24 protein-coding genes and 1 pseudogene are annotated in these 25,702 nt (G+C 58.7%); 11 read left to right on the top strand and 14 right to left on the bottom strand.

The annotated features are described in order from the left end of the window. The first annotated feature begins 438 nt into the window (after nucleotides 1-438). Nucleotides 439-1,065: a response regulator transcription factor gene (locus ACYZT9_RS06410; protein WP_084322710.1), complete on the top strand. Its 627-nt coding sequence runs from the start codon at nucleotides 439-441 to the stop codon at nucleotides 1,063-1,065. Between the two features lie 81 nt (nucleotides 1,066-1,146). Here ACYZT9_RS06410 and ACYZT9_RS06415 read toward each other — a convergent pair whose 3' ends face one another. The 8 genes and pseudogenes from ACYZT9_RS06415 to metG form a co-directional block, all read right to left on the bottom strand. Further along, nucleotides 1,147-1,326 carry a PA3496 family putative envelope integrity protein gene (locus ACYZT9_RS06415; protein ID WP_462009043.1) on the bottom strand — a complete coding sequence of 60 codons (180 nt, stop codon included), beginning with the start codon at nucleotides 1,324-1,326 and terminating at the stop codon, nucleotides 1,147-1,149. 107 nt (nucleotides 1,327-1,433) lie between these two features. Then, nucleotides 1,434-2,072: an endonuclease III gene (nth, locus tag ACYZT9_RS06420; protein WP_462009044.1), complete on the bottom strand. Its 639-nt coding sequence runs from the start codon at nucleotides 2,070-2,072 to the stop codon at nucleotides 1,434-1,436. A gap of 25 nt (nucleotides 2,073-2,097) precedes the next feature. Further along, nucleotides 2,098-2,607 (bottom strand): Rnf-Nqr domain containing protein, encoded by a 510-nt coding sequence (locus tag ACYZT9_RS06425; RefSeq protein WP_462009045.1) that lies wholly within the window; start codon nucleotides 2,605-2,607, stop codon nucleotides 2,098-2,100. Further along, complete coding sequence (locus tag ACYZT9_RS06430; RefSeq protein WP_462009046.1) at nucleotides 2,600-3,211, bottom strand: RnfABCDGE type electron transport complex subunit G; 612 nt, start codon at nucleotides 3,209-3,211, stop codon at nucleotides 2,600-2,602. The genes ACYZT9_RS06425 and ACYZT9_RS06430 overlap by 8 nt, the downstream gene beginning before the upstream one ends. Further along, the gene (locus ACYZT9_RS06435) at nucleotides 3,208-4,197 is read right to left on the bottom strand and encodes an RnfABCDGE type electron transport complex subunit D (RefSeq protein ID WP_462009047.1); all 990 of its coding nucleotides are present in this window, start codon (nucleotides 4,195-4,197) and stop codon (nucleotides 3,208-3,210) included. Before ACYZT9_RS06435 ends, ACYZT9_RS06430 begins: the two co-directional genes overlap by 4 nt. Nucleotides 4,198-5,002: 805 nt before the next feature. After that, a pseudogene (gene rsxB, locus ACYZT9_RS06440) lies at nucleotides 5,003-5,377 on the bottom strand (electron transport complex subunit RsxB); the annotation flags it as partial. A 17-nt stretch (nucleotides 5,378-5,394) separates the two neighbouring features. Next, the gene (locus ACYZT9_RS06445; protein ID WP_462009048.1) at nucleotides 5,395-5,964 is read right to left on the bottom strand and encodes an electron transport complex protein RnfA; all 570 of its coding nucleotides are present in this window, start codon (nucleotides 5,962-5,964) and stop codon (nucleotides 5,395-5,397) included. Nucleotides 5,965-6,104: 140 nt separating this feature from the next. Beyond that, the gene (gene metG, locus ACYZT9_RS06450) at nucleotides 6,105-8,156 is read right to left on the bottom strand and encodes a methionine--tRNA ligase (RefSeq protein ID WP_462009049.1); all 2,052 of its coding nucleotides are present in this window, start codon (nucleotides 8,154-8,156) and stop codon (nucleotides 6,105-6,107) included. Between the two features lie 347 nt (nucleotides 8,157-8,503). Here metG and apbC point away from each other — a divergent pair, with 347 nt between their 5' ends. Next, nucleotides 8,504-9,598: an iron-sulfur cluster carrier protein ApbC gene (gene apbC, locus ACYZT9_RS06455; protein ID WP_462009050.1), complete on the top strand. Its 1,095-nt coding sequence runs from the start codon at nucleotides 8,504-8,506 to the stop codon at nucleotides 9,596-9,598. A gap of 131 nt (nucleotides 9,599-9,729) precedes the next feature. Here the strand turns inward: apbC and ACYZT9_RS06460 are convergent, their stop codons facing one another. Further along, nucleotides 9,730-10,488, bottom strand: coding sequence for an SDR family oxidoreductase (locus ACYZT9_RS06460; RefSeq protein WP_462009051.1), 759 nt, complete (start codon nucleotides 10,486-10,488; stop codon nucleotides 9,730-9,732). 164 nt (nucleotides 10,489-10,652) lie between these two features. Here ACYZT9_RS06460 and ACYZT9_RS06465 point away from each other — a divergent pair, with 164 nt between their 5' ends. From ACYZT9_RS06465 to groL, 4 genes are all read left to right on the top strand, one after another. Continuing rightward, nucleotides 10,653-11,384 (top strand): HugZ family pyridoxamine 5'-phosphate oxidase, encoded by a 732-nt coding sequence (locus ACYZT9_RS06465; RefSeq protein WP_462009052.1) that lies wholly within the window; start codon nucleotides 10,653-10,655, stop codon nucleotides 11,382-11,384. Between the two features lie 66 nt (nucleotides 11,385-11,450). Next, nucleotides 11,451-11,927 (top strand): FxsA family protein, encoded by a 477-nt coding sequence (locus ACYZT9_RS06470; RefSeq protein ID WP_462009053.1) that lies wholly within the window; start codon nucleotides 11,451-11,453, stop codon nucleotides 11,925-11,927. A gap of 247 nt (nucleotides 11,928-12,174) precedes the next feature. Continuing rightward, nucleotides 12,175-12,468 (top strand): co-chaperone GroES, encoded by a 294-nt coding sequence (locus ACYZT9_RS06475; RefSeq protein ID WP_090180803.1) that lies wholly within the window; start codon nucleotides 12,175-12,177, stop codon nucleotides 12,466-12,468. A 49-nt stretch (nucleotides 12,469-12,517) separates the two neighbouring features. Beyond that, complete coding sequence (gene groL, locus ACYZT9_RS06480; protein ID WP_462009054.1) at nucleotides 12,518-14,161, top strand: chaperonin GroEL; 1,644 nt, start codon at nucleotides 12,518-12,520, stop codon at nucleotides 14,159-14,161. 203 nt (nucleotides 14,162-14,364) lie between these two features. On the opposite strand, the gene ACYZT9_RS06485 is transcribed toward groL, so the two are convergent. Next, complete coding sequence (locus tag ACYZT9_RS06485) at nucleotides 14,365-15,108, bottom strand: phosphatase PAP2 family protein (RefSeq protein ID WP_462009055.1); 744 nt, start codon at nucleotides 15,106-15,108, stop codon at nucleotides 14,365-14,367. A gap of 219 nt (nucleotides 15,109-15,327) precedes the next feature. Here ACYZT9_RS06485 and colR point away from each other — a divergent pair, with 219 nt between their 5' ends. From colR to ACYZT9_RS06510, 5 genes are all read left to right on the top strand, one after another. Continuing rightward, on the top strand, nucleotides 15,328-16,011 hold the full coding sequence (gene colR, locus ACYZT9_RS06490) for a two-component system response regulator ColR (RefSeq protein WP_095132512.1): 684 nt from the start codon (nucleotides 15,328-15,330) through the stop codon (nucleotides 16,009-16,011). Then, nucleotides 16,001-17,284 carry a sensor histidine kinase gene (locus ACYZT9_RS06495; protein WP_462009056.1) on the top strand — a complete coding sequence of 428 codons (1,284 nt, stop codon included), beginning with the start codon at nucleotides 16,001-16,003 and terminating at the stop codon, nucleotides 17,282-17,284. The genes colR and ACYZT9_RS06495 overlap by 11 nt, the downstream gene beginning before the upstream one ends. Before the next feature lie 161 nt (nucleotides 17,285-17,445). Further along, on the top strand, nucleotides 17,446-18,114 hold the full coding sequence (locus tag ACYZT9_RS06500; RefSeq protein WP_462009057.1) for a class I SAM-dependent methyltransferase: 669 nt from the start codon (nucleotides 17,446-17,448) through the stop codon (nucleotides 18,112-18,114). 4 nt (nucleotides 18,115-18,118) lie between these two features. Beyond that, a complete protein-coding gene (locus ACYZT9_RS06505) occupies nucleotides 18,119-18,832 on the top strand; it encodes a lipopolysaccharide kinase InaA family protein (RefSeq protein WP_462009058.1) in 714 nt (237 codons plus the stop codon). A gap of 2 nt (nucleotides 18,833-18,834) precedes the next feature. Next, entirely contained in the window at nucleotides 18,835-19,062 is a 228-nt protein-coding gene (locus ACYZT9_RS06510) for a hypothetical protein (RefSeq protein WP_462009059.1), read from the top strand. A 154-nt stretch (nucleotides 19,063-19,216) separates the two neighbouring features. On the opposite strand, the gene ACYZT9_RS06515 is transcribed toward ACYZT9_RS06510, so the two are convergent. From ACYZT9_RS06515 to ACYZT9_RS06530, 4 genes are all read right to left on the bottom strand, one after another. Beyond that, complete coding sequence (locus ACYZT9_RS06515) at nucleotides 19,217-22,255, bottom strand: multidrug efflux RND transporter permease subunit (RefSeq protein WP_462009060.1); 3,039 nt, start codon at nucleotides 22,253-22,255, stop codon at nucleotides 19,217-19,219. Between the two features lie 13 nt (nucleotides 22,256-22,268). Beyond that, complete coding sequence (locus ACYZT9_RS06520; protein WP_462009061.1) at nucleotides 22,269-23,417, bottom strand: efflux RND transporter periplasmic adaptor subunit; 1,149 nt, start codon at nucleotides 23,415-23,417, stop codon at nucleotides 22,269-22,271. Nucleotides 23,418-23,508: 91 nt separating this feature from the next. Then, entirely contained in the window at nucleotides 23,509-24,606 is a 1,098-nt protein-coding gene (locus tag ACYZT9_RS06525) for a DUF1513 domain-containing protein (protein ID WP_462009062.1), read from the bottom strand. 14 nt (nucleotides 24,607-24,620) lie between these two features. After that, complete coding sequence (locus ACYZT9_RS06530) at nucleotides 24,621-25,685, bottom strand: imelysin family protein (protein WP_462009063.1); 1,065 nt, start codon at nucleotides 25,683-25,685, stop codon at nucleotides 24,621-24,623. Between the last annotated feature and the right edge of the window lie 17 nt (nucleotides 25,686-25,702).

Raw genomic sequence — 25,702 nt, forward strand, 5'->3', positions numbered from 1 at the left:
TAATGGTTGGGTGTTGCCGTCTTTATATTAGCTGTGGATTTATAGTTAGCATATATCTGTTTTATTCTGCTTGGATCATTGAAGGCCTTTTGCTGTAAAGTTTTATGTGTGTTGCTTTCAAGGTGATATATGCCCTGTAATGCAGGTTCTCATGAAGGGTAGCTCAACTGTCTGGGCGCGTGGGACCACCGTTATGAAATTTTTATTCTGTTTTTTTCTTGTAAATTGATACAAAAAAATTGTTGAAGAATGGAATGTTGTAAAGCAAAAAAAGTTTCCGGCGCTCTGGTCTTGAGGATTTCTTGTAGGATTATTCCGCGTTATTTGTAGGGAATGTCTCTCGGTGTGGGTGGCTGGGGGAGGCGGCATGCCATGGGTGAAACGACTAGGCTATTGTGCGGGCTCTAAAAATTCGAACAGCGAAAATTGGACTTGCCCATGAATAAAGTGCTGATCGTGGATGATCACCCCGTCATTCGTCTTGCGGTACGTATGCTGATGGAACGTCATGGCTACGAAGTCATTGCAGAAACAGATAATGGCGTGGATGCATTACAACTGGCTCGTGAACATATGCCGGATATTGTTATCCTGGATATAGGAATACCGAAGCTGGATGGACTGGAAGTCATTGCGCGCCTGGTTTCGGCAGCAATGCCAATGAAAGTACTGATATTGACTTCTCAGGCGCCTGGACATTTTTCGATGCGTTGCATGCAGTCGGGTGCTGCCGGATATGTTTGCAAACAACAGGATCTCACTGAGTTGCTCAGTGCAATAAAGGCTGTATTGTCAGGCTACAGCTATTTTCCCAATCAAGCCTTGCATACAGTGCGTTCCAGTCTGGGGAATGCCAGTGAAGCCGATATGGTGGATCGCCTGTCGGGGCGAGAGATGATGGTTTTGCAACAGTTGGCCCGAGGCAAGACCAATAAGGAAATTGCCGATGGAATGTTCCTCAGCAATAAAACCGTCAGTACTTACAAGACTCGCCTGTTGTTGAAGCTCAATGCGCGATCCTTGGTGGACTTGATCGAACTGGCTCAACGCAATGGGCTGGTGTGAGTAGTGCTTCACGGGGCTAGGTGAATGGGCGTTTTCGAGGTTTCGCACTAAAAAGCCTCCGTTTCGGGAGGCTTTCAGGTGCTACAGGTCAAAATCGTAATCGGCCAACTGCTTTTGCAGCCGGCGCTCCTCCAGCAGGTTGTCGATCGTGCGGCGTTTGCTCAGGTTGGTCTTTGCCACTTCCACCACCGGTTCCGCGTCATCGGCCTCAACGGGTGTGAAGTCTTCTTCTGCGTCCAATTGCTCGTTGCCAGTGCTCATAAGGTTAACTCCAGGCTAAGACTGCCTTTGGCGCTCCTTATAGCGACAATCTCTCCGCGGGTAAAAAAGATTTTTTCAATCGATAAATCAAAAAACCTAATAGCGCCTCAATCGTCCGAAGTCTTGTGCCTGTATTCGCACAGGTCTTCAATCCGACAACTGCCACAACGGGGCTTGCGGGCCAGGCAGACGTAACGTCCGTGAAGAATCAGCCAGTGGTGGGAATCGAGCAGGTATTGCCTGGGCACAAACTTCATCAGTTTGTTCTCAACCTCCACCACGTTTTTACCCGGCGCAATGCCGGTACGATTACTGACCCGAAAAATGTGGGTATCCACGGCCATGGTCAGTTGGCGGAAGGCTGTGTTGAGCACCACGTTGGCGGTTTTGCGGCCAACGCCGGGTAGCGCTTCCAACTCCTCACGGGTCTGTGGTACTTCGCCTCCATGGCGTTCCACCAGCAAGCGACAAGTCTCGATCACGTTTTTTGCCTTGCTGTTGAACAAACCGATGGTCTTGATGTATTCCGATAACCCTTCCACGCCCAAGGCATAAATCGCCTCTGGCGTATTCGCCACCGGATAGAGTCGGGCAGTGGCCTTGTTCACGCCAACATCGGTCGATTGCGCCGAGAGAATCACGGAAATCAGCAATTCGAAGGGCGAGGAGTAGGCCAGCTCGGTCTTCGGTTCCGGGTTGTCTTCATGCAGCCTGCGGAAAATTTCCAGACGTTTTGCAGCATTCATGGGTAGTGCGTTTCCTCGAAAGCGGTCAGTGTGAGGGATTCGGGCGAGGCCAGGCTTGCCAGCCGGCGATCACGAGCCCCAACACAATGAATCCACCGGGAACCAGAGTGGCCATGTGCAGGCCTCCATTGCCGATGAGTTCGCGCAGCAGGCCCAAGACCACCATCAGCGCGCCGTACAGGCCACATAGGCGAAGACGGTCACGCAATGCGCTCTGGAAGAAGCCCGTGTGCTCAAGAACGACACATTGCAAGGCGATCAGTCCGGAATAGATTCCCATCTGCTGGTGCCATTCCAGTAACCAGACTTGTGCAGCGATTTCCGCGCAACTGGTCAGCGTGGCAGCCAGCAAAATGCCGGCATACAATCGGGCAGACGGTACAAGCCGTGGTCGCAGGGCCGACATGCCGACGCCATACGCACTGATCACCACAATGAACATCAACCACAAGCCCATTGCGGTCATCCATGAGTCGGTGGCACCAATCAGCGGTGCGAGCATCAGCGAGTTCTGCAGCGTCGATGACTTATTCATGGGGACTGTTCCCGATCAACTGTGGCCGATGTTCATCGAAGTAGCGCAAAGCGTCGTGGATGGCGTTGATCACCGCTCTTGAAGTGATGGTTGCCCCTGCGATCTGATCGAACTGGCCCTGATCCTTTTTCAACGCCCAGCCATTGTCGGCCGGTTCGCTTCGCGACTTACCGGCAAAGTCACTGAGCCAGGCATTCGGCCAGTCGGCGATTCGCGCGCCCAGCCCCGGAGTCTCGGATTGCTTCAGGGTTTTGACCGCCACCAACTTGCCGTTTGCACCGATGGCGATCAACAAGTCGATGCTGCCCGCATAACCCAATGCCTGACTGCGCAACAATACGATAGTGGGCCGGCCAGCCTTGGTTGCCAAGTAGCCGCCCTGCAATGTGCTGTTGGTCAACACGGTATCGTCGAGGCGCAACGGTTGTTCCAGCGGTTGATTGTCGTAGCTGGCGGCAGGCAGCAGGTCCAGCAGGTTGCGACTGTCGATCAGGCGCTGTTCGGTGGCAATGCGTGGCGCGCTGCGCTGTTGCACAAAGTAAGTTGCGCCAATTCCCAGACCTGCCAGCGCTACCAGAATCACCACGCTCGACGCTCGGCTCATGGCGCAGCACGCTCCTGTCTTGACGCGACAAACCGGTCCAGCGCCGGCACGCAGAGGTTCATCAGCAGCACCGCAAACGCCACGCCGTCCGGATAACCGCCCCAGGTACGAATTAGGTAAGTCAGCAACCCGACCCCCGCGCCGAACAACAGTCGGGCGCCAGGGTTTTTGGCGCCGGACACCGGTTCTGTGACAATAAAGAATGCAGCCAGCATGCTCGCGCCGCTGAGCAGATGAAACAGTGGCGAGCCATGGGAATCGGAGCCCGACCCGTTCCAGCACAGCAGGCTGATGACGAACAGACTGGCAAGCATGCCGACCGGCGCATGCCAGCTGAACACTCGCCGTTGCAGCAAAAACACGCCGCCCGTCAAAAAGGCCAGGTTGGCCCATTCCACGCCGCGCGCGCCGAAGTGGCCGAATGCCGGATTGCCGGCGAAGAGTTCGTCCATGGTCAGGCTTTTGTTGATTCGCAAGCTGTCCAGTGCCGTGGCCTGGACCCAGGCATCCGGCGTCTGGCTGAGACTGAAGCCGAACACTTGCTGCAAACCGCCGAGCAGGTCCATGCAGTGGGACGACGGCCAATGGGTCATCTGCTGGGGAAACGTCACCAGCACCAGGGCAAAACCGAGCATCGCCGGGTTGAACGGATTTTTTCCGACTCCGCCATACAGCTGTTTGCCGAACAGCGCGAACGCCGTGGCACAGACCGTCAGCCACCACGGGCAATACGGCGGCAAGGCCAAAGCCAATAACGTCGCACTGACCAGCGCGCTGCCGTCGCTCAAGGTGGGTTTGAGCTCCCGCTTGCGCAACTGCAACACCGCCGCTTCAACGGCCAACGCGGTCACGCCGGCCAGAATCAGGTTGATCAATACGCCCCAGCCATACAACCAGAACAACACCAGCATGCCCGGCACGGTGGCCAGCAATACCAGCTTCATCGCCTGCTGCAGGCGCTCGTCGACTGATTCAAGGGGCGACATAGGCATCCACCTGGCGCTCGGCTTCCTGCAGACGGGCGCGTGCTTTTTTCATCAGCTCGGCGGATGTGTCGGTGCGTCGTTCGAGTTTGCTGACGTCGGCGCGAGCGTAGGCCAATTCGGTTTTCAGCTGGCGAAGCTGCTTGTCGATGGGACGCTTTTCAATCCGTGCCAGGTCAGGCGGCGGTTGTTCGCTCTCGGTTTCAGCGGCATGCAGGGCTTTTTCGGCGTCGCCGAGTGCACGTTCCAAGGCTTCGATCTGCTCGGCCGGCGCTTCGCCGGTTTGAGCTTTCTTGAGTTCCGCGCGGCGCATGGCTAACTGGATTTTCGCCCGTTTCAGCTCGGCGTCCTTCACTGGAGCAGAGGGCGCAGCGGCTGGCGGTGCGCTGCTTTCCAACTGCGCCAAGGCTTGTTCGGCCGCTTCGAACTGCTGTTGCAGGACGATCAGTTGCGATTGCTGTTCGAAGGTCGGCGGATGCCCGAACGCCTTGAGCGACTTGTTCAACTGCGCGCGGCTCATTGCCAAATCGATCCTGGCTTTCTTCAATGCAGCATCGGCATTCGCCGCTTTCTGCGCGCGGACCCTTTCGAGCGCGGCCTGAACCGGATCGAGCGTTGTCACCTCTGTGTGTTGCAGCGCGCGATGCGCTCTGGCTAGGCGCTCAGCGAGTTTCTGTTCTTCTTCACGGCGCAAGCGTGCATTTCGCTGTTCAAAACGGCGCCGTGCGTGATTGCGTTTGGCGGCACGCGCCCGTTGTTCTTCAGGGCTGAACGCCAGGCCGCCGACAATCGGCAGCACCGTTGCCAGCGGCAACGGCCGCATCTCGATGCAGTCCACTGGGCAAGGCGCCACGCAGAGGTCGCAACCGGTGCATTCGTCGATAATCACCGTGTGCATCAGTTTCGCCGCGCCGACAATGGCATCTACCGGGCAGGCCTGAATGCATTTGGTGCAGCCAATGCATTCGGCTTCGCGGATATAGGCGATTTGCGCCGGGGCCGAACCGCGGCTGACATCCAGCTCCAACACCGGGACTTTCAGCAAATCGGCCAGCGCCGAGATAGTTTCGCTGCCACCGGGCGGGCACTTGTTGATCGGCTCGCCGCTGGCAATGCCCTCGGCGTACGGCTTGCATCCGGGGTGGCCACATTTGCCACACTGGGTCTGCGGCAAAAGGGCGTCGATGCGTTGAATCAGACTCATGTTTTGATCAGTCCGCTGAATCCGAGAAAAGCCACTGCGATTAATCCGGCGCCGATCAGGTCGATCGGCAGGCCGCGAAAGGGCAGGGGAACATCGTTATCGAGGGTGCGCTGGCGCAAGTCGCAGAACAGACTCAACACCAGCCAGAAACCCAACCCGGCGCCAAGGCTCAGGGCTGTGGCGTGGAAAAATCCGTTGTCGTCCCGCACGTTGATCAGCGCCAGCCCCAGGACGCCAGCATTGCCGAGAAGCAAAGGCCAAAGACCTTCGAACGAAAACGTTGGAAAGACCTTCGGCAGCAGCGTCAGCAGCGGCGCGATCAGCAAAACGCTCAGTGGTAAAAATACGAATAGCCCCAGCGAACTCAACCCCAGCGGCACCAGCAGCCAGTGGTAGAGGGCATGACCGAGCATGCCGACGATCAGCATCAGGCACGTCGTCGCGATGCCCAGCGCATGAACCTGACGACGTTCAGTACCCAGCAGCGGATCGACGCCCAGCGGCCAGTGCAACACCAGGTTGTTGATCAGGGCAGCGCTGATAAGCGTAAGAACAATCTCGGTCATGATCTTGCCGGAAGAAAGAGGGCTCTTTAACGGGGTGGTCTAAAAAGCTTAGGCATTATCCGGCAAGGAAGGAGGGTGGGCCAGACATGAAAATCCCACAGTCGCGCCGGGCACGACTGTGGGATCGATTTACCGGGGACTTACTTTATGCGCTGACCTGGCTTGGCACCGCTGTCGGGGCTGAGCAGGTAGATTTCTTCACCGCCAGGGCCGGCGGCCATCACCATGCCTTCGGAGATCCCGAATTTCATTTTGCGGGGCTTGAGGTTGGCGATCATCATGGTCAGGCGACCATCGAGCTTGGACGGATCCGGGTAAGCGCTCTTGATGCCGGAGAACACGTTGCGTTGCTCGTCACCGATGTCCAGGGTCAGGCGCAGCAGCTTGTCGGCACCTTCTACGTGTTCAGCCTTGATGATCAGCGCTACGCGCAGGTCAACCGCGGCAAAGGCATCGAACTCGATTTCCGGCGACAGTGGATCCCTGGTCAGTTCGCCGTTGCCGGCAGGCGCCGCTTCGCCAGTGTCGGTCTGGCTGGCGGTCAGGTCTTCTTTCGAGGCGTCGGTCATGGCTTGCACTTTCACCGGGTCGATACGGGTCATCAACGGTTTGAACTCGTTCAGCTGATGGTTGCTGAGAAGGGTCGCGTGATCGTTCCACGTCAGCGGCGCGACGTTCAGGAACGCCTCGGCATCGGCAGCCAGCAACGGAAGTACAGGCTTGAGGAAAATCACCAACTGGCGGAACAGGTTGATGCCCAAGGCGCAGATGGCCTGGACTTCGTCGTGCTTGCCTTCCTGTTTGTTCAGCGACCACGGTGCCTTGTCGGCGATCCAGGCGTTGGCGCGGTCGGCCAGGCCCATGATCTCGCGCATGGCACGGGCAAAGTCGCGAGCCTCGTAGGCCTCGGCGATGCCTGGCGCTGCGGCGAGGAAGGCTTCGGTCAGTTCCGGTGCGGCGTTACCCGCGACCAGCACGCCGGCGTTGCCTTTGTGGATGAAGCCGGCGCAACGGCTGGCGATGTTGACGACTTTGCCGACCAGGTCGGAGTTGACCTTTTGCACAAAGTCTTCGAGGTTCAGGTCGAGGTCGTCGACGCCACGGCCCAGTTTGGCCGCGTAGTAATAACGCAGGTATTCCGGCGACAGGTGATCGAGGTAGGTCCGGGCCTTGATGAAGGTGCCACGGGACTTGGACATTTTCTGACCGTTGACCGTCAGATAACCGTGCACGTTGATGCCAGTCGGTTTACGGAAACCGGCGCCTTCGAGCATCGCTGGCCAGAACAGGGCGTGGAAGTTGACGATGTCCTTGCCGATGAAGTGGTAAAGCTCGGCGGTGGAATCCTTGTTCCAGAACGCGTCGAAATCCAGCTCCGGCGTACGGTCGCACAGGTTCTTGAAGCTGGCCATGTAGCCGATCGGCGCGTCCAGCCAGACGTAGAAGTACTTGCCCGGCTCGCCTGGAATTTCGAAACCGAAGTACGGCGCATCGCGGGAGATGTCCCACTGTTGCAGGCCGGCATCCAGCCATTCGGCGATCTTGTTGGCAACGGCATCTTGCAATGTGCCGCTGCGGGTCCAGGTTTGCAGCATGGCCTGGAAGTCCGGCAGTTTGAAGAAGAAGTGCTGGGAATCCTTGAGCACCGGGGTGGCACCAGAGATCGCCGACTTCGGATCCTTCAAATCGGTCGGCGCGTAGGTCGCACCGCACTTTTCGCAGTTGTCGCCGTACTGGTCTTCGGTGCCGCATTTCGGGCAGGTGCCCTTGATGAAGCGGTCGGCCAGGAACATTTTCTTTTCCGGGTCGAAGTATTGCGTGATCGAACGCGTGGCGATGTGCCCGGCGTCGCGCAGCTTCAAGTAGATCTGGCTCGACAGCTCACGGTTTTCTTCGGCGTGAGTGGAGTGGAAATTGTCGAAGTCCACCAGGAACTCGGCAAAGTCGGCGCTGTGTTCAGCCTGGACGTTGGCGATCAGTTGTTCCGGGGTGATGCCTTCCTTTTCCGCGCGCAGCATGATGGCCGAACCGTGGGCGTCGTCGGCGCAGACATAGATGCATTGATTGCCGCGGTGCTTCTGGAAGCGCACCCACATATCGGTCTGGATGTATTCCAGCATGTGGCCAAGATGGATCGAACCATTGGCATAGGGCAGGGCGCTGGTGACGAGGATCTTGCGTGGCTCGGACATGGGGCTCGGCTACTTGATGAAACGGAGGTCGGCCACTATAAAGCGCCGGCGCATATTTTTCACCCCCGAGGCCCGAGCGGTTGCTGGTACAACCTTGCTTTTGCGGCGAGGGGATTTATCCCCGTTCGACTGCGAAGCAGTCGTAAAACCATCGCACACAATGTACCTGGTACACCGATGTAGCCGATTTCGGGGCGGCTTCGCCACCCAACGGGGATAAATCCCCTCGCCACAGATAAATCCCCTCACCACAGACGGGGTTCCCGCCACAGTAATCTGTTCGCCACAAATGTGTCTGCGGCGTACGATACCCGCCTGATTTTCCAGTCTTGCTATCGGAGTTGCCCATGAGCGCCGTCAATCGCGCAGCGGTGGAAGCCGTCCTTCGCCAGTACACCGACCCTTACCTGAACCAGGACCCGGTCAGCGCCGGGTGCGTGCGCAACATCGACATCCAGGGCGATCGGGTCACCGTCCAGCTGGAGTTGGGTTACGCCGCCGGTCTGTTCAAAAGTGGCTGGGCACAGATGCTGCAAATGGCCATCGAAGGTCTCGACGGCGTTACCGGCGCCCGCGTCGAAATCACCACTGTGATCGCCGCCCACAAGGCTCAGGCCCAGATTCCGGGGTTGGCCAACGTCAAGAATGTTGTAGCCGTGGCGTCCGGCAAAGGGGGCGTGGGCAAGTCCACCACCGCCGCCAACCTCGCCTTGGCCCTGGCCCGCGAAGGCGCCAAGGTCGGGATCCTCGATGCGGACATTTACGGTCCGAGCCAAGGCATCATGTTCGGCATTCCTGAAGGCACCCGCCCCAAGGTCAAGGATCAGAAGTGGTTCGTACCGATCGAGTCCCATGGCGTCGAAGTGATGTCCATGGCCTTCCTGACCGACGACAACACGCCGATGGTCTGGCGCGGCCCGATGGTTTCCGGCGCGTTGTTGCAACTGGTGACACAAACCGCCTGGGGCGATCTGGATTACCTGGTCATCGACATGCCGCCCGGCACCGGCGACATCCAGCTGACCCTGGCGCAGAAAGTCCCGGTGGCCGGTGCGGTGATCGTTACCACCCCGCAAGACCTGGCGCTATTGGACGCGCGCAAAGGCGTGGAGATGTTCCGCAAGGTCAACATCCCGGTGCTGGGCGTGGTGGAAAACATGGCCGTGCACATCTGCTCGAACTGCGGGCATGCCGAGCATCTGTTCGGTGAGGGTGGTGGGGTGAAGCTGGCCAATCAGTACGGCGTCGAACTGCTGGCCTCGTTGCCGCTGTCGATGGTCATTCGCGAACAGGCCGATGGCGGCAAGCCAACGGTGATCGCCGAGCCAGACAGTCAGATTGCGATGGTGTATCAGGAACTGGCCCGTCACGTCGGCGCGCGGATCGTGTTGCAGGAAGCGATATCGCCGGCGATGCCGAACATCACCATCAGCGACGATTGATAGCTTTGAGCTAACGCTGAATACCTGTGGGAGCGAGCTTGCTCGCGATGGCGGATTAACATTGAACAAGTATGTTTAATGAACTACCGCTATCGCGAACAAGCTCGCTCCCACATTTGTTTGCGGTGGGCTTAAATCCGCAACCCGCCATCCATCTCCAGAATCCGACCGGTGTAGTAGTCGTTCTCGAAAATGTAAGCCGCCGAATGCGCGATCTCTTCCGGTTTGCCCATGCGCTTGAGCGGAATCCCCGACGTCATCTTCTCCAGCGCTTCAGGCTTCATGCCCAGCGTCATCTCGGTCTCGATAAAGCCCGGCGCAATACCCGCAACGCGAATGCCGTAGCGCGCCAGTTCCTTGGCCCAGGTCACGGTCGCTGCCGCGACACCGGCCTTGGCGGCGGAGTAGTTGGTCTGGCCGACGTTGCCGGCACGGGAGATCGACGAGATATTGATGATCGCGCCGCTGTTTTTCAACTCGACCATTTTTGCCGCGACTTCGCGGGTGCACAGAAACACGCCGGTCAGGTTGACGTCGATCACTGCCTGCCATTGGGCCAGGCTCATCTTGGTCATCTCGCCGTCCTTGACCTTCAGCAGCAAGCCGTCACGCAGGATCCCGGCGTTGTTGATCAACCCATGGATCGCGCCGAAATCTTCGGCCACTTGAGCGACCATGTGCATTACTTGCTCTTCATTGGCGACGTTGCACAGGTAAGCTCGGGCCTCGACACCCATGGCCTTGCACGCGGCAACGGCGTCGTCGAGCTTTTCCTGGTTCAGGTCAACCAGCGCAAGCTTCGCGCCCTTGCCGGCGAAATACTCGGCCATGGAGCGGCCTAAACCCTGGCAACCGCCAGTGATAATGATTACTTTGTCAGTGAGTTGCATTCGCATGCCCCGGTAACAGGTTGGAGTGGTCTTCCTTCAAGAGAGCCTCTCGATCTGCACCGGATGTAACCTGGTTGCACATGAGAACTGCCCCGATGGCGCACTGAAACTTTCACCAGGCGCCTGTCCGTTTTTTCGACGGATTCTATATAAGGAGTCATAAATTGAGCGTAGAAGCGGCCAAGAATGCCCGAGAATTGCTTCTCAAGGAATACCGTGGAGTGCTTTCGACGCACTCCAAGGCGATGCCCGGTTTCCCGTTTGGCTCCGTGGTTCCTTACTGTCTCGACGGGCAGGGCCGGCCGATGATCCTGATCAGCCGCATCGCCCAGCACACGCACAACTTGCAGAAAGATCCGAAATGCTCACTGTTCGTGGGCGAGCGTGAGGCCGAAGATGTGCAAGCCGTCGGTCGCCTGACCTACCTCGCCGAAGCAGAAAAGCTTGAGGACGAGGTCGCCATCGAAGCGGCGGCCGAGCGTTACTACCGCTATTTCCCGGATTCGCAGAGCTACCACAAGGCCCACGATTTCGATTTTTGGGTGCTCAATCCCGTGCGTCACCGCTACATCGGCGGTTTCGGCGCCATTCACTGGGTCGATCACCTGACATTGGCCAATCCCTTCGCGGGCAAGGCGGAAGTGAGCATGGTCGAGCACATGAACACCGATCACGCCAAAGCCATCGCCCACTATGTCGAGCTCGCCGGCCTGCCGAAAATCGAACCGGCACAATTGGCCGGGATCGACACCGAAGGCATGCACTTGCGCATCGGTCAGGGACTCTACTGGCTACCGTTTCAAGCGCCATGTAATACGCCGACACAAGTGCGCGAAGCCTTGGTTTTCCTGGCTCACGCCGCGCAATGGCCAAAAAATGAAGTGGCTGACGCTTGAATTCACGAATCCTCGACGTCATCTAGGGGAGACTGGCAAGGCATTCTTGCGTTGAGGAACCATTTGATGCGCCCTTTTTTGTTGCTCTTTGTACTGTTTCCGGTGTTGGAGCTGTTCGTATTCGTCAAGGTGAGCGGGGCGATCGGGTTTTTCCCGGCCCTGCTGCTGGTCATTCTCGGCTCGATGCTCGGCGTGTTCGTGCTGCGTATCGCCGGCCTGGCAACTGCGCTGCGTGCGCGTGAAAGCCTGAATCGCGGCGAGCTGCCAGCCCAGACCATGCTCGAAGGCCTGATGCTGGCCCTGGCCGGAGGTCTGTTGATCCTGCCGGGCTTCGTCACCGACGTGCTGGGTCTGATCATGCTGTTGCCGATCTCTCGCCGGTTGCTGGCCAATAAAATGCGTCAGCGCGCCGAAGAGGCGGCAGTCCGTCAGCGTGCGTTCGCCGACGATCTTCAGCCACGTGGTGGACCTGCTCCCCGCGAGCCGCTGGGTCGCGAACCCAACGTGATCGAAGGCGAATTCGAGCACCGCGACTCCAAGTAAACCGCTTCCCCTTCACGGCACCTTCGGGTGCCGTGTTCGTTTTCGGGGCATCAATGTAAAAAATTTCGATCCCCGCCCTTGTAATAAGCTTATGCGCCCTTATGTAACGGTCACCGCAAGGTTTCTGGCGATTGCGCCAGACAGACTTCCGCGGTTCGCTTGACGAACCGCACCCGGCACCGCCGGATTTGTTAAACCCGCCGGGAATACACCGGCCGATGAAAACCACAATTAGGAGAGATCGACAATGAAGCTTCGTCCTCTGCATGACCGCGTCGTCATCCGTCGCAGCGAAGAAGAAAAGAAAACCGCTGGCGGTATCGTCCTGCCAGGTTCGGCTGCCGAAAAAGCCAACAGCGGTGAAATCCTCGCTGTTGGTACCGGTAAAGTGCTGGACAGCGGTGAAGTGCGTGCACTGGCCGTCAAGGTTGGCGACAAGGTTGTGTTCGGTCCTTACTCCGGCAGCAACACTGTGAAAGTCGACGGCGAAGACCTGCTGGTAATGAGCGAGAACGAAATCCTCGCTGTTATCGAAGGCTGATTCCCCGCTCATTTTCCCGCTACTACAAAGTATTTAAGGAATATCGATCATGGCTGCTAAAGAAGTTAAATTCGGCGATTCCGCCCGCAAGAAAATGCTCGCCGGTGTCAACGTCCTGGCTGACGCAGTAAAAGCGACCCTGGGCCCTAAAGGCCGTAACGTGATCATCGAGAAGAGCTTCGGCGCTCCGACCATCACCAAGGACGGCGTGTCCGTTGCCAAAGAAATCGAGCTGAAAGACCGCTTCGAAAACATGGGCGCGCAGCTGGTCAAAGACGTTGCCTCCCGTGCCAACGATGACGCAGGCGACGGCACCACCACCGCGACCGTTCTGGCTCAGTCGATCGTCAACGAAGGCCTGAAAGCCGTCGCTGCCGGCATGAACCCGATGGACCTGAAACGCGGTATCGACAAAGCGACCATCGCGATCGTCAAAGAGCTGAAAGCCCTGTCCAAGCCTTGCGCTGACACCAAGGCTATCGCTCAGGTCGGCACCATCTCGGCCAACTCCGACAACTCCATCGGCGACATCATTGCCGAAGCCATGGAAAAAGTCGGTAAAGAAGGCGTGATCACCGTTGAAGAAGGCTCGGGCCTGGAAAACGAACTGTCGGTTGTTGAAGGCATGCAGTTCGACCGTGGTTACCTGTCCCCGTACTTCGTCAACAAGCCAGAGACCATGACTGCCGAGCTCGACGGTCCGCTGATCCTGCTGGTCGACAAAAAGATCTCAAACATCCGCGAAATGCTGCCAGTACTGGAAGCCGTTGCCAAAGCCGGTCGTCCACTGCTGATCGTTGCCGAAGACGTTGAAGGCGAAGCCCTGGCGACGCTGGTTGTGAACAACATGCGTGGCATCGTTAAAGTCGCGGCCGTCAAGGCTCCAGGCTTCGGCGACCGTCGCAAGGCTATGCTGCAGGACATCGCTGTTCTGACTGGCGGTACCGTTATCTCCGAAGAGATCGGTCTGAGCCTGGAAAGCACTACCCTGGAACACCTGGGTAATGCCAAGCGCGTGATCCTGTCCAAAGAAAACACCACTGTGATCGACGGTGCCGGCGTTGAGGCTGACATCCAGGCTCGCGTTCTGCAGATCCGTCAGCAAGTGGCCGACACTTCGTCCGACTACGACCGTGAAAAACTGCAAGAGCGTCTGGCCAAGCTGTCCGGCGGCGTTGCAGTGATCAAGGTTGGCGCTGGTTCCGAAGTTGAAATGAAAGAGAAGAAAGCCCGCGTTGAAGACGCCCTGCATGCAACCCGTGCAGCCGTTGAAGAAGGCGTGGTACCTGGCGGCGGCGTGGCACTGGTTCGCGCTCTGCAGGCTATCTCCGAACTGAAAGGTGACAACGCCGATCAGGACGTGGGTATCCAGTTGCTGCGTCGCGCTGTTGAAGCACCACTGCGCCAGATCGTTGCCAACTCCGGCGACGAGCCAAGCGTAGTTGTAGACAAGGTCAAGCAGGGTTCGGGTAACTACGGTTACAACGCTGCGACTGGCGAATACGGCGACATGATCGAGATGGGTATCCTGGACCCGGCCAAAGTGACTCGTTCGGCTCTTCAGGCAGCGGCTTCCATCGCTAGCCTGATGATCACGACCGAAGCCATGATCGCCGAGATCAAGGACGACGCTCCAGCTGGCGGCGGCATGCCAGACATGGGCGGTATGGGCGGCATGGGCGGCATGATGTAAGCCAGCCTTACCCCCGTACGAAAAAACCCCGCCTGCGAAAGCAGGCGGGGTTTTTTGTTGTCCGTGGTTTCCCCTGGCTTTTAACCTGCATCGGCCCCTGTGGGAGCGAGCTTGCTCGCGATGAGGCCATCACAGTCAACATCAATGTTGAATGTCAGTCCGCCATCGCGAGCAAGCTCGCTCCCACATTTTTGATCTGTGTTTCAGGCGCTAACCGGTTCTGCCTTGGTTGCTCGATCAACCTTCACCGCCGGTCGATAAAGAATGTAGTAATACGACCCCAGACAAATCAGCCAGCAGAAAATTGCCGTCCACACGTTGTGGGAGAAGAAGTGTGCCCCCTGCATCATCCGGCCAATGGAAAACACCGTGCCCAGTGTGAAGGCGAAAACAAACACCACACGTGCCATGCGTGGACGACGGTCACGCAACACAAAGAACAACGCAAACAACGTGAAACCGGTCGCGGCATGCCCGCCGGGCCAGCAGCGGCCGGGTTTTTCCGTGGCTGGTCGAGGGCTCAACAATTCGCTGTAGGTCTCATGACCGCCGAATTGCTCAAGGCTCCAAGGGCACTGCACCGCCGTCAGCGCTTTCATCGGGGTGACAAAGGATGTCGCCAGGCCCAGGGTCAGCACCAGACAACCCAGTTCCCGTTTGAACGGTTTGAGCCTGTCGATGAAAAAGGTACCCATGAAACCCAAGATCGCGAACACCGAGAAAGCGATGACCACTTGCTTGGCACGGTCATGCAGGATGTTTTCGAGGAAGTAACTGTGTCGTCCGATGAAGTCTCCAGCCGCCGGGTCATAGAACAGCCGGGCCAGGTCCATGTCCAGGGACGTCAGTTCGAGCAGCACCAGAATGATCGCCGCAGTAAAGGGAACGCCCAGGCACACCCGGAAATCGAGAGGGCGAGAGGCGGGGCGGGCAGGGGTCGCAACCATGGCAATTCCTTGGTCGGTTAAATGTTTTTGAGAGCGCAGCCGCGCGGAGTGTGAGCCCGGTTGTGTCGACTCTGTGTGAATCGATAGTGAAAAACTCGTCAAGGACTCAACAGGGTTAACGACAGGATTTTCAACTGCACACAGTCCTAGCCCTGAGCCACGCCAAGCCTTAAGCTGCGCGGGCCAAGACGGCCGTTACTGTGTACGGAGGAGGTGCCCATGCGCATTCTGTTGGTTGAAGACAACCGCGATATCCTGGCCAATCTGGCCGATTACCTGGGGCTCAAGGGCTACACCGTGGATTGCGCGCAGGACGGTTTGTCAGGCCTGCACCTGGCGGCCACCGAGCACTACGATTTAATCGTGCTCGACATCATGCTGCCCGGCATCGACGGCTACACCCTGTGCAAACGCCTGCGTGAAGACGCCCGTCGCGACACACCGGTGATCATGCTCACGGCCCGTGATCAACTGGATGACCGCCTGCAAGGCTTCAAGTCCGGCGCCGATGACTACCTGATCAAACCCTTTGCCCTGTCTGAACTGGCCGCGCGGATCGAAGCAGTGATGCGTCGGGCACAGGGCGGCGGCCGTCGCACCTTGCAGGTCGGCGATCTGATCTACGACCTCGATACCCTGGAAGTCACCCGCGAAGGTCGCTTGCTGAAACTCAACCCGGTGGGCCTGAAGTTGCTGGCCGTGCTGATGCAAAAAAGCCCCCACGTCCTGCGCCGGGAAATTCTCGAAGAGGCCCTGTGGGGCGATGACTGTCCGGACAGCGACAGCCTGCGCAGCCACGTCCACCAATTGCGTCAGGTGATCGACAAACCGTTCGCCAAGCCATTGCTGCAAACCGTGCACGGTGTCGGTTATCGCTTGGCCGAGGGCCGTGATGGAGTTTAAACAGAGCCTTGCTCAACGGATCATCATTGCGTTCGCGCTGATGAGCGCACTGGTCGCCGGGGCCTTCGCTATGGGCATTGTCGCGACCGTGCACCTGGTGGAAGAAAAACTGATTTCGGCGGGTCTGGGTGGCGATTTGCAACGCCTGTTGCTGATGGACAGTGTTTCGGACTGGAGCCATCGCCCCGAGCCCGACCAACTTTTTTATTTCAGCGGCGGCCCGGGCGATTTCGAGCTGCCCAAGGATTTGCGCCATCTCAGCCCGGGTTTCCACGAAGTGTTCCGGGAGCAGCTGTCGTACCACGCGATGGTCGAGGTCGTCGATGGACGGCATTATGTGTTGATGCAAGACCAGAGTGATTTCGAAGAACGTGAGCGGGTGTTGTTCGCGGTGGTGCTGGTGGGCTTCGTTCTGAGTCTGGCCTTGGCGGTGTTTCTCGGTTGGATACTGGCGCGCAAAGTGATGGCGCCGGTAGTACGGCTGGCTCGTCAGGTGCGCCATCGTGACCAGTTGCTGGGGTTGGCGCCACCGCTGGCACCGGACTATGCCGCCGATGAAGTGGGCGAGTTGGCCGTGGCCTTCGACGCCACCCTCGGGCGTCTGCGCCAGGCGTTGACCCGAGAGCGCTTGTTCACCAGTGACGTCAGTCACGAATTACGCACCCCGCTGATGGTGCTGGCCAGTTCCTGTGAGCTGTTGCTGGAGAATCCAGGTATCGACCAGCGTGGCCGGGCTCAGGTCGAGCGAATCGCCCGTGCCTGCGAAGAGATGCGTGAGCTGGTGCAGACCTTCCTGATGCTGGCCCGTGCCCAACGTGAAGACGCCGGCATGGCGCCGCAACAGTCGCTGGCCCAGGTCGCTGACGGGCTGCTCAACCTGTGGCGCGAACCGATCGAGGCCAAAGGGCTGTCGCTGATGTTCGAACCGGGCGATCCGGCCAGCACCTGCTACAACGCCACCCTTCTGCAAGCGGTCATGGGCAACCTGTTACGCAATGCGCTGCACTACACCGAACGCGGCTTCATCCGCTTGACCCTGACAACTACCGGTTTCACGGTCGAAGACAGTGGCGTTGGCATTCCCGAAGAAAAACGAGAAGCGATGTTCGAGCCTTTCGTGCGGGGCAATGAGAAACGCGGCGAAGGCCTGGGACTGGGCCTGTCGCTGGTGCAGCGGATTTGCGAAAACCAGGGGTGGAGCGTCAGTCTGACCAACATGGAGCCCCATGGCTGCCGGTTTCAGGTGGAACTCGTTTCATCGCCTATAAACTGATCGAACGCCTGGAAAGGAGTGGTCCTCAGCGATCAATGGCGCCCAGTAAAACCTTGAAATGACTTAGGGTTTACATGACAATTTTTTCACAAAGGCATGACCTGACGCTGACAGGGCGCTACCTAAGGTAGTTGTCATCAGACGTTCAGGAGTCTTTGATAATGGCCGCCCCGATCAAGCTCGAGTTTTCCGAAAAATACGACGATCAACACGCCCAGAAATACCTGCGAAAACATCAGGAGGGCGTCCGTCGTCGACTGTCCCATTGGCGTGACGAGCAACTGGCGCGCAAGGCACTGACGTTGGCTGGCGAGCCCGGTCTGATCATCGATTTACCCTGTGGTGCCGGTCGCTTCTGGCCATTGCTGGCGGAAAAAACCAACCGCGTGATTATCGGTGCGGACAATTCCGAATCCATGCTCAGGATCGCTCTGCAGGCGCAACCCGCCGAAGTCATCAAACGGGTACAACCCTTGCACACTTCTGCATTCGACATTGCCTTGCCTGATAACGCCGTCGACAGCATTTTTTGCATGCGCTTGCTGCACCACATGGGTGAAGCCGAGCATCGACTGGCCATTTTGCGTGAATTCGAGCGCGTCACTCGGGACAGCGTGATCCTTTCGTTGTGGATTGATGGCAATTTCAAAGCCTGGAAACGCAAGCGTTCCGAGAAGAAGCGCGAGCAGGAAGGTTACCAGAATCGATTTGTGTTACCCGCTGCTACGGTTGAAAAGGAATTCGAGCAGGCGGGTTTCCGTATCCAGGAACAACTGGACTTTTTACCGCTCTATGCCATGTGGCGGGTTTATGTATTACGCAAGAGGTAACACGATGGCAGTGCAATGTGCAGCAGGTACGGACGTCGCTTCCCAGGATCTCTTCGACTGTTTCTGGAATCAGCGCGGTGAGTGGGTTGAAGAGCCCAACGTCCGTCGAGGCGGTGAAAGTGGTGTGCAACGCGTCAAGGGCAGCGATGGACAGCTGTTCTACGCCAAGCGTCAGACCGGGCATGTCTACCGAAGTTTTCTGCACCCTTTCGGTCGGCCGACAGTGCTGCGCGAACGCGATGCGCTCGTCGAGCTGAGTCGGATTGGCGTGCGCGTTCCGGAAATCGTTTTCTGCGGAGCGCAGCGCGATCCCGTGCACAAGTGGCGCGCATTGCTGGTGACCAAGGCACTGGACGGTTTCGAGGAAATCGAACACTGGTACGCAGGCGGCGGCCGCGAGCGTCACGGTGAGAGTGTCCATGATCGGGTGCTTAAGGAGCTGGCCGATAATCTGGCGCGCATGCACAAGCGCCGGAGGCAGCACAGTTGCCTCTACGTCAAGCACGTCTTCGTCCGGATCACCGGTGAAGGCGAGTCGGTCAACGTCGAGGTAGCGATGATCGATCTGGAAAAAAGCCGCCGACGTTTGACCGCCCGTCTCGCTGCGACCCATGACCTGAAGCAACTGCGTCGCCATTCGTCGTTCAGTACCACAGACTGGAAAAAATTCGTCTACTTTTACGAGACAGCGTTTGGCAGCGCTATCAAAGGTTTGTAGCAATGAAACTCGAAATTGCACGAGGTTTGTTCTTCATAGGAGCCTTGGCAGTTGCTTCACTGGCGGTGGCGGCTTGGGAGCAGCCCCGCACGCAAGTCCTCGGTTCATTGAACGGAGACGCGCGTTGTCCGATGCCGCGGGTTGCGAAGGCATCCGTTGCAACCCAACCCGATCATGATTTATTGCTGTTCATGTTCGGACTTTCTCAAGGACTGAGGCCGCAGAGTTGACCAGATTGAAGCCCAAATAAAAGGCCTCGCAAATGCGAGGCCTTTTATTTGGGGCGTCCCCTGTGGGAGCGGGCTTGCTGGCGAAAGCGGTGGGTCAGTCTAACTGTCCGGTGATTGACACTCCGCTTTCGCGAGCAAGCCCGCTCCCACAGGGTTATGCGTGTTCTTTGGATTTATCGGGTTTAGCCAACAACGTGTACACGCATGGCAACACAAACAGCGTAAACAGCGTTCCGATCGACATCCCCGTCGCGATCACCGTGCCGATGTCGAACCGGCTGACAGCACCCGCCCCCGTGGCAATGATCAACGGCACCATGCCGAATACCATCGCTGCGGTGGTCATCAACACTGGGCGCAGGCGAATGGCCGCCGCTTCCTCGACTGCTTCGCGCGGCGTCAGGCCCTTTTCCTTGCGCAGCTGGTTGGCGAATTCGACGATCAGGATCCCGTGCTTGCTGATCAGTCCGATCAGCGTCACCAGTCCGACCTGGGTGTAAATGTTCATGCTCGACCAACCGAGGAACAGCGGGATCAACGCGCCACAGATCGACAGCGGCACCGTCACCAGAATCACCAGCGGATCGCGGAAACTTTCGAACTGAGCCGCCAGCACCAGGAAAATGATCGCCAGCGCCAGGGCAAACGTCACCCACAGCGCGCTGCCTTCCTGAACGTACTGCCGCGATGCCCCGGCATAGTCGACGGCAAAACCCGCCGGCGCTTCTTCCCGGGCAATCTGACGTACGGTGTCGAGGGCTTCACCCATGCTGACCAGCGGAACCCCCGACAGGATCGCCGAGTTGAGTTGCTGGAACTGATTCAACTGCCGCGGTCGCGCCCGGTCGGACACGGTGATCAGGGTCGACAGGGCCAGCAGTTCACCCTGGGTGTTTTTCACGTAGTAGTTGTTCAGCCAGTCGGGGTTGTCCCGGAACGGTCGTTCGACCTGCGCGATGACTTTGTAGCTGCGGCCTTCAATGGTGAAACGGTTGATTTCTGCCTCACCCAGCAACGTCGCCAGTGTTCCGCCCAGATCCTGCATTGACACACCCATCTGCGCGGCCTTGGCACGATCGATATCCACCACGACTTCGGGCTTGTCGAACGCCAGGTCGACGTCGACGAAGGCGAACTTGCCGGACTCCATTGCGCGTTTTTTCACCCGGTCCATCACTTGCAGCAGCGACTCGTAGTCGTTGGCGGTATTGACCACGAATTGAAAGGGTAGCCCCTCGCCGGTGCCCGGCAGGGAAGGCAGGTTAAAGCCGAAAATCTGTAACCCTGGAATGCTTTCCAGTTTGCTCTGCACCTCGGGCAGGATCTCCATCTGCGTGCGATCGCGATCGTTCCACGGTTTGAGCAGAAAGCCGCCTATCCCCGATTGCACGCCGTTGAAGCCGTTGATCTGGAACGAGGAGTAGTACTCGGGAAACGCCTTGAAGATGGTGATGAACTCGTCGGTATAAGTATTCAGGTAATCCAGGTTGGTCGGCTGCGGGGCGTTGGCCAGCATGAAAATGATGCCCTGGTCCTCGTCCGGCGCCAGTTCCGATTTGGTGAAGGTAAGCAGCACCGGAATCAGGCAGAGCACGATCCCCGCGAACACCAGCACCACCGGGCGCGTGTTAAGCGTGCCGTGCAGCATGCGCTGGTAGCGGCGCTTGAGGCCTTCGAAAATCAGGTCCAGACGATGGGCCAGACCAGTGGGGTTTTCGTCGTGGCGCAGCAAAAAGGCGCACATCATTGGCGACAGGGTCAGGGCGACGATGCCGGAGATCACCACTGCCCCGGCAAGGGTCAGGGCGAACTCCTTGAACAGTGCCCCCGTGAGGCCGGTGAGGAAACCGATCGGCGCATAGACCGCCGCCAGGGTGATGGTCATCGAGACCACCGGCATGGCGATTTCCCGGGCGCCCTCGATGGCCGCGTCGAGCGGCGTCTTGCCTTCCTCGATGTGACGGTGGATGTTTTCCACCACCACGATCGCATCGTCCACCACCAGGCCGATGGCGAGCACCATCGCCAGCAGGGTCAGCAGGTTGATCGAGTAGCCCATCATCTGCATGAAGAACATCACGCCGATCATCGACAGCGGAATCGTCACCACCGGGATCACTACCGAGCGCAGCGCCCCAAGAAACAGGAACACCACAACGATCACGATGAGCACCGCTTCAAACAGGGTTTTCACCACTTCGTCGATCGAGGCCTGGATGAATAGCGTGGCGTCGTAGGCAATTTCACCCTTGAGGTTCGGCGGCAGCTGGGCCTCAAGGTCCGGCATGATCTTGCGCACTTCCTTGATCACGTCCAGCGGGTTGGCGCCGGGCGTGGCCTTGATGCCGATATACACCGAGGGCGTGCCACCAAAAGAGCTGATGGTGTCGTAGTTTTCCGCACCCATTTCAACCCGCGCGACATCGCTGAGCAGCACGCGACTGTCGCCATCGACCTTGAGTGGAATCGCAGCGAAGGCTTCAGCGGATTTGAGCTCGGTGTTGGCGTTGATACTGGTGACCACATACTCGCCTTTCACTTCGCCAGCGGCGGAAAGGAAGTTGTACTGGCGCACCGCATCGGTCACGTCACTGGCGCTCAGGCCGAAACCGGCGAGCTTCATCGGGTCCAGCCACAGGCGCATGGCGAACACTTGGTTGCCGAGAATCTCGGCTTCGGCCATGCCCGGGAGGGTCGCCAGTTTTGGCTGAATCACTCGCGACAGGTAGTCGGTAATCTGCGGGTTGCTCAGTTCCTTGCTGAAGAAACTGATGTACATCAGCGCCGAGGCGTCGGCGGCCTCCTTGCTCAGCACCGGGTCTTCGGCATCCTGAGGCAGTTGGTTTTTTACCTCGTTGGCTTTGGCCAGCAGCTCGGTGAACAAACGGTCGCTGTTGGAACCGATACGCGCGTAGATCGAGATCACCGAGAAGTTCTGGCGGCTGACCGAGGTCATGTAGTCGATACCCTCGGCGCTCGCCAGACTCTGTTGCATCGGTTGGGTGATGTAGCCCTGGATCGTTTCGGCGTTGGCGCCGGGATATGCGGTGGTCACCGTGATCAGTGCGTTTTCCATTTGCGGATACTGGCGCAACGGCAGCTTGCTCCAGGCCTGGAAGCCCAGCAGCACAATCAACAGGCTAACCACGGAGGCGAGCACCGGGCGGCGGATGAACGGGTCGGTAAAAGCCATGGGGATTCCTTGATCAGTCCGCGCGCGGCGGGCTGTTCTTCTCGGCTAAAGTCTTGTCGTCGCTGATGGCAATGTGTGCGCCGTTGTCCAGTTTGATCTGGCCGGCCGTGACCACTTTTTCGCCGTTCTGCACACCTTTGGTAATCATCACTACGCCGTCACGGCGTTCACCGGTTTCGATGAAGCGGCGTTCGGCGATCAGGATCGGTTCACCCTTGTCGTCTTTTTCCACTGCCCCATCTTCGGCTTTCTTCTGCGCGACGACATAGAGCGAGTTGCCGTACAGCGTGTAGGTGATCGCGCTTTCCGGCACCACGATGCGCGGCTGCGGGTCGGGCAACATCACTTGCAGGCTGGCGAACATGCCGGGCAACAATTTGCCGTCGGGGTTGGCCAGGGTTGCGCGCACTTGGACGTTTCGAGTGCTGTTTTCGACTTTCGGGTTGATCGCGCTGATGGTGCCGGGAAAGGTAAGCGAGGGGTAAGCCGTCGCAACAATCTGCACCGATTGGCCGATGGCGATTTTAGGCACCGACTGTTCGGGCACAAAAAAGTCGACGTAGAGACTGCTGATGTCTTGCAGGGTGGCGATCATGGTGCCGGTGGCTACGTAGTCGCCGACGTCCACCTGACGAATACCGATGGTGCCGCTGAAGGGGGCCAAAATGCTTTTTTTGCCGAGCGCAGCCTTGAGCTGGTTGACCTGAGCTTTGCTCTTTTTCAGGACCGCCGAGAGCCGGTCGAACTCGCCTTTGGAAATCGCTTGGCTGCCCACCAGTTGACTCCCGCGGCTGTAATCCACCTGCGCCAGCCCGAGGTCGGCCAGGGCGGTTTCGAGCAAGGCGCTTTCCACTGCACTGTCGAGCCGGACGATAGGTTGCCCGGCCTTGACCTTCTGTCCCGACTCGAATTGCACATCAATGACGGTGCCGTCGCTCTCAAGACTCAGGTCCACGCCTTGCAACGCTTTGAGCGTGCCGACGGTCGGCAGGCGTGCTTGCCACGGCTGCTCGGTAGCAGTGGCCACGGCAACGCTTATCGGCGGTTTTGGTGCGGAGAAGCCTTGAATCATCGTGTAGACGGAAAAGGCTTTGTATCCGGCCAGGACCAGCACGATCAGCAGAACGATACCCAACATGATCAGCATGCGGCGACGCAGCATATTTCCACTTCCTTGGAGAAAATCAGGTGAGACAGGCGGGCACATTACTCTGAGTGCGGCGGGTATTCCAACTGCCACTTCTAACAGACAGTCAGATAAGGTGCAGGTGGTTGTCCCAGAGCCCCGCCGGCAGCTCCAGCGGTTTTGCAACCAAATCTGTCCGGCGGCAATCGTAGTACCGGCAACGACCTTGCCCGGAGGTCACTACAAAACCGTCGGCCACCGCACCGACGCCTGCGCAATCGGGAAGTGGCGCATCCAGGCGCACTTCACCGCTGTCCAGGTCCCAGATGAAAAAACGGTTGCCCCGTGGCGCAGTCAACGCGACCAGACGCAAGTCACTGTGCACCGCGACGCTGGCGGTGTAATGCCCCATCGCCTGCAACTGATGCTCAGGCACCGGAAACGCCACGAACGGTTGACCGGGCCGCTTGATGGCCAACAGCTCCGAGGATTCGTGAGAGGGGCCCATGAATTGCTGACCGGCGACGATGGTGCCGTCGCTGGCGATCCCCAGATGCCGCACGCTGTTCATCTGCTGGGCGAGGGTTTCCTTGCTCAACAAAGTACCGTCGCGTTGCATCAGCACCAGGCTGGGTTCCATGGCGTTGAGGTTCATCTCGACCCGGCTTTCGGCCTCGGTGCGGATGCCGCCGTTGGCCACCACCAGGGTTTCGCCATCAGGCAGCCACGACACCTGATGCGGACCGATACCGTGCGTGGAAATTTCGCCGCTGTGCACCAGGCGCTCACCTTCAAACTTATACACACCGAGCAAGCCGCGACCCGGGTCGGACGTGTCGTTTTCGGTGGCGTACAGCCAGTCGCCGCTCTGGTGAATCACCGCGTGACCGTAGAAATGCCGGTTCGGCTGCGAGCCCACGGTTTGCAACAGCGTGCCATCGCGCAGGTCGATCAGGTAGCTCTCTGTGCCTGGGCGCCGGGCGACAAATAGCGCAATCGGCAGCGTCGGGTGATTGATGATGTCGTGGCAACGCTGGCCGACCCGGGTGGCGAACACCCGGGTGCCGTCCAGCCGATAACCGACGGCGTAATGCTTGCCGTCAGTATCGTCCCGCGCCGAGAGCAACAGCGGGCTCTTGTCCTTTTGCTTGAACAGCGTCCAGCCGCCCAGTGTCACTGCTCCCAGCAGCAAACTGCCTAACGTCAGAGCCTGTCGTCGCAGCATGGCACTCGCCCTCATCAGTCACCGTCGTTGGCGTTGAAGCCCAGTTGGATGCCCAGCGCCTTCGCCAGTTCGCCTTCGTGCAAGCGATGGACGACGTTGAGGCTGTCGTAGATGTCGTTGAGTTGCTGACGCCCGGCGTCGTCGTTGAGCATCTCGGTCAGCGAGCGCTGGTTGCTGGCGAACAGTTTGAGGGACGCGGCGTAAGCGGCGTCGATCTTGTCGGCCAGGGGCTTCTGCTCGCTTGGCAGCAAACCGCGCAAGCCTTTGTTGTCGACGCCTTCCCACACCGTTTTGGCGGCGGCGAGGCTGGCTTCGAGGCCGGTCAGGGACGATTGGCTGCGCCACGCATCGGCCTGGAACGGTTGTGGCACACCCTTGCTCTGACGGCCCATCGGCGTGCCAAGTTTCTTCTTCAGGCTGTCCAGCGCGGTGACCTGCACGCGCAAGAGATCGGCGATGGCTTCGTGAGAATCGGCGTAACGCTGGTTCGGAAACTTGCTCATCTGCGCGAGCATGCCGTCGGTGTTGTTCCAGCTTTTCAGAATGTCCTCGGCGAGCAGTTTCTGGCGCTCGCCAATGGCTTTCAGCAGCGGGCAGTATTTGGCTTTCTGCGTATCGCTGGCGACGTCCGGCTTGCTGTCGAACAGGATGTATTCGTAGGCGGAAAGGCCTTGAACCACCACGCTGGACTTCGCCAGATCCTCAGCATTGATCTGCGGCTGGGCGCTGACCAGTTGCTCGACCTGACGGCCGACGAGGTTTTTCTTGTCCGGCCAGAACTGCACCTGCCAGGCGCGATTGCCCTCGGCCAACGGCCCGATCAGCAGCGGTTGCAGCTCGGCCCAGGCTTTCTGCGCGTGCAGGAAGTCGGCGCGGGCGGTGTCGAGGTTTTCCTTGCCTTCGCAGTAGGCCAGCGCGCTGACAGCCAGTTGGCGGTCGGCTTCAACCCAGCGCGTGTAGGTCGGCAGGATCACCGACTTGGCGATGGCCGCCGACGTGACGGCCTGCGGATCCTGCGGTGAGCAGGCGCTGAGGGCCAGTGCGGCAAGGCTGGTGAACAACAACTTGGGACGGAACATGTGAGGCTCCCGCTGAT

This window comes from Pseudomonas sp. ZT5P21 (assembly GCF_054897785.1).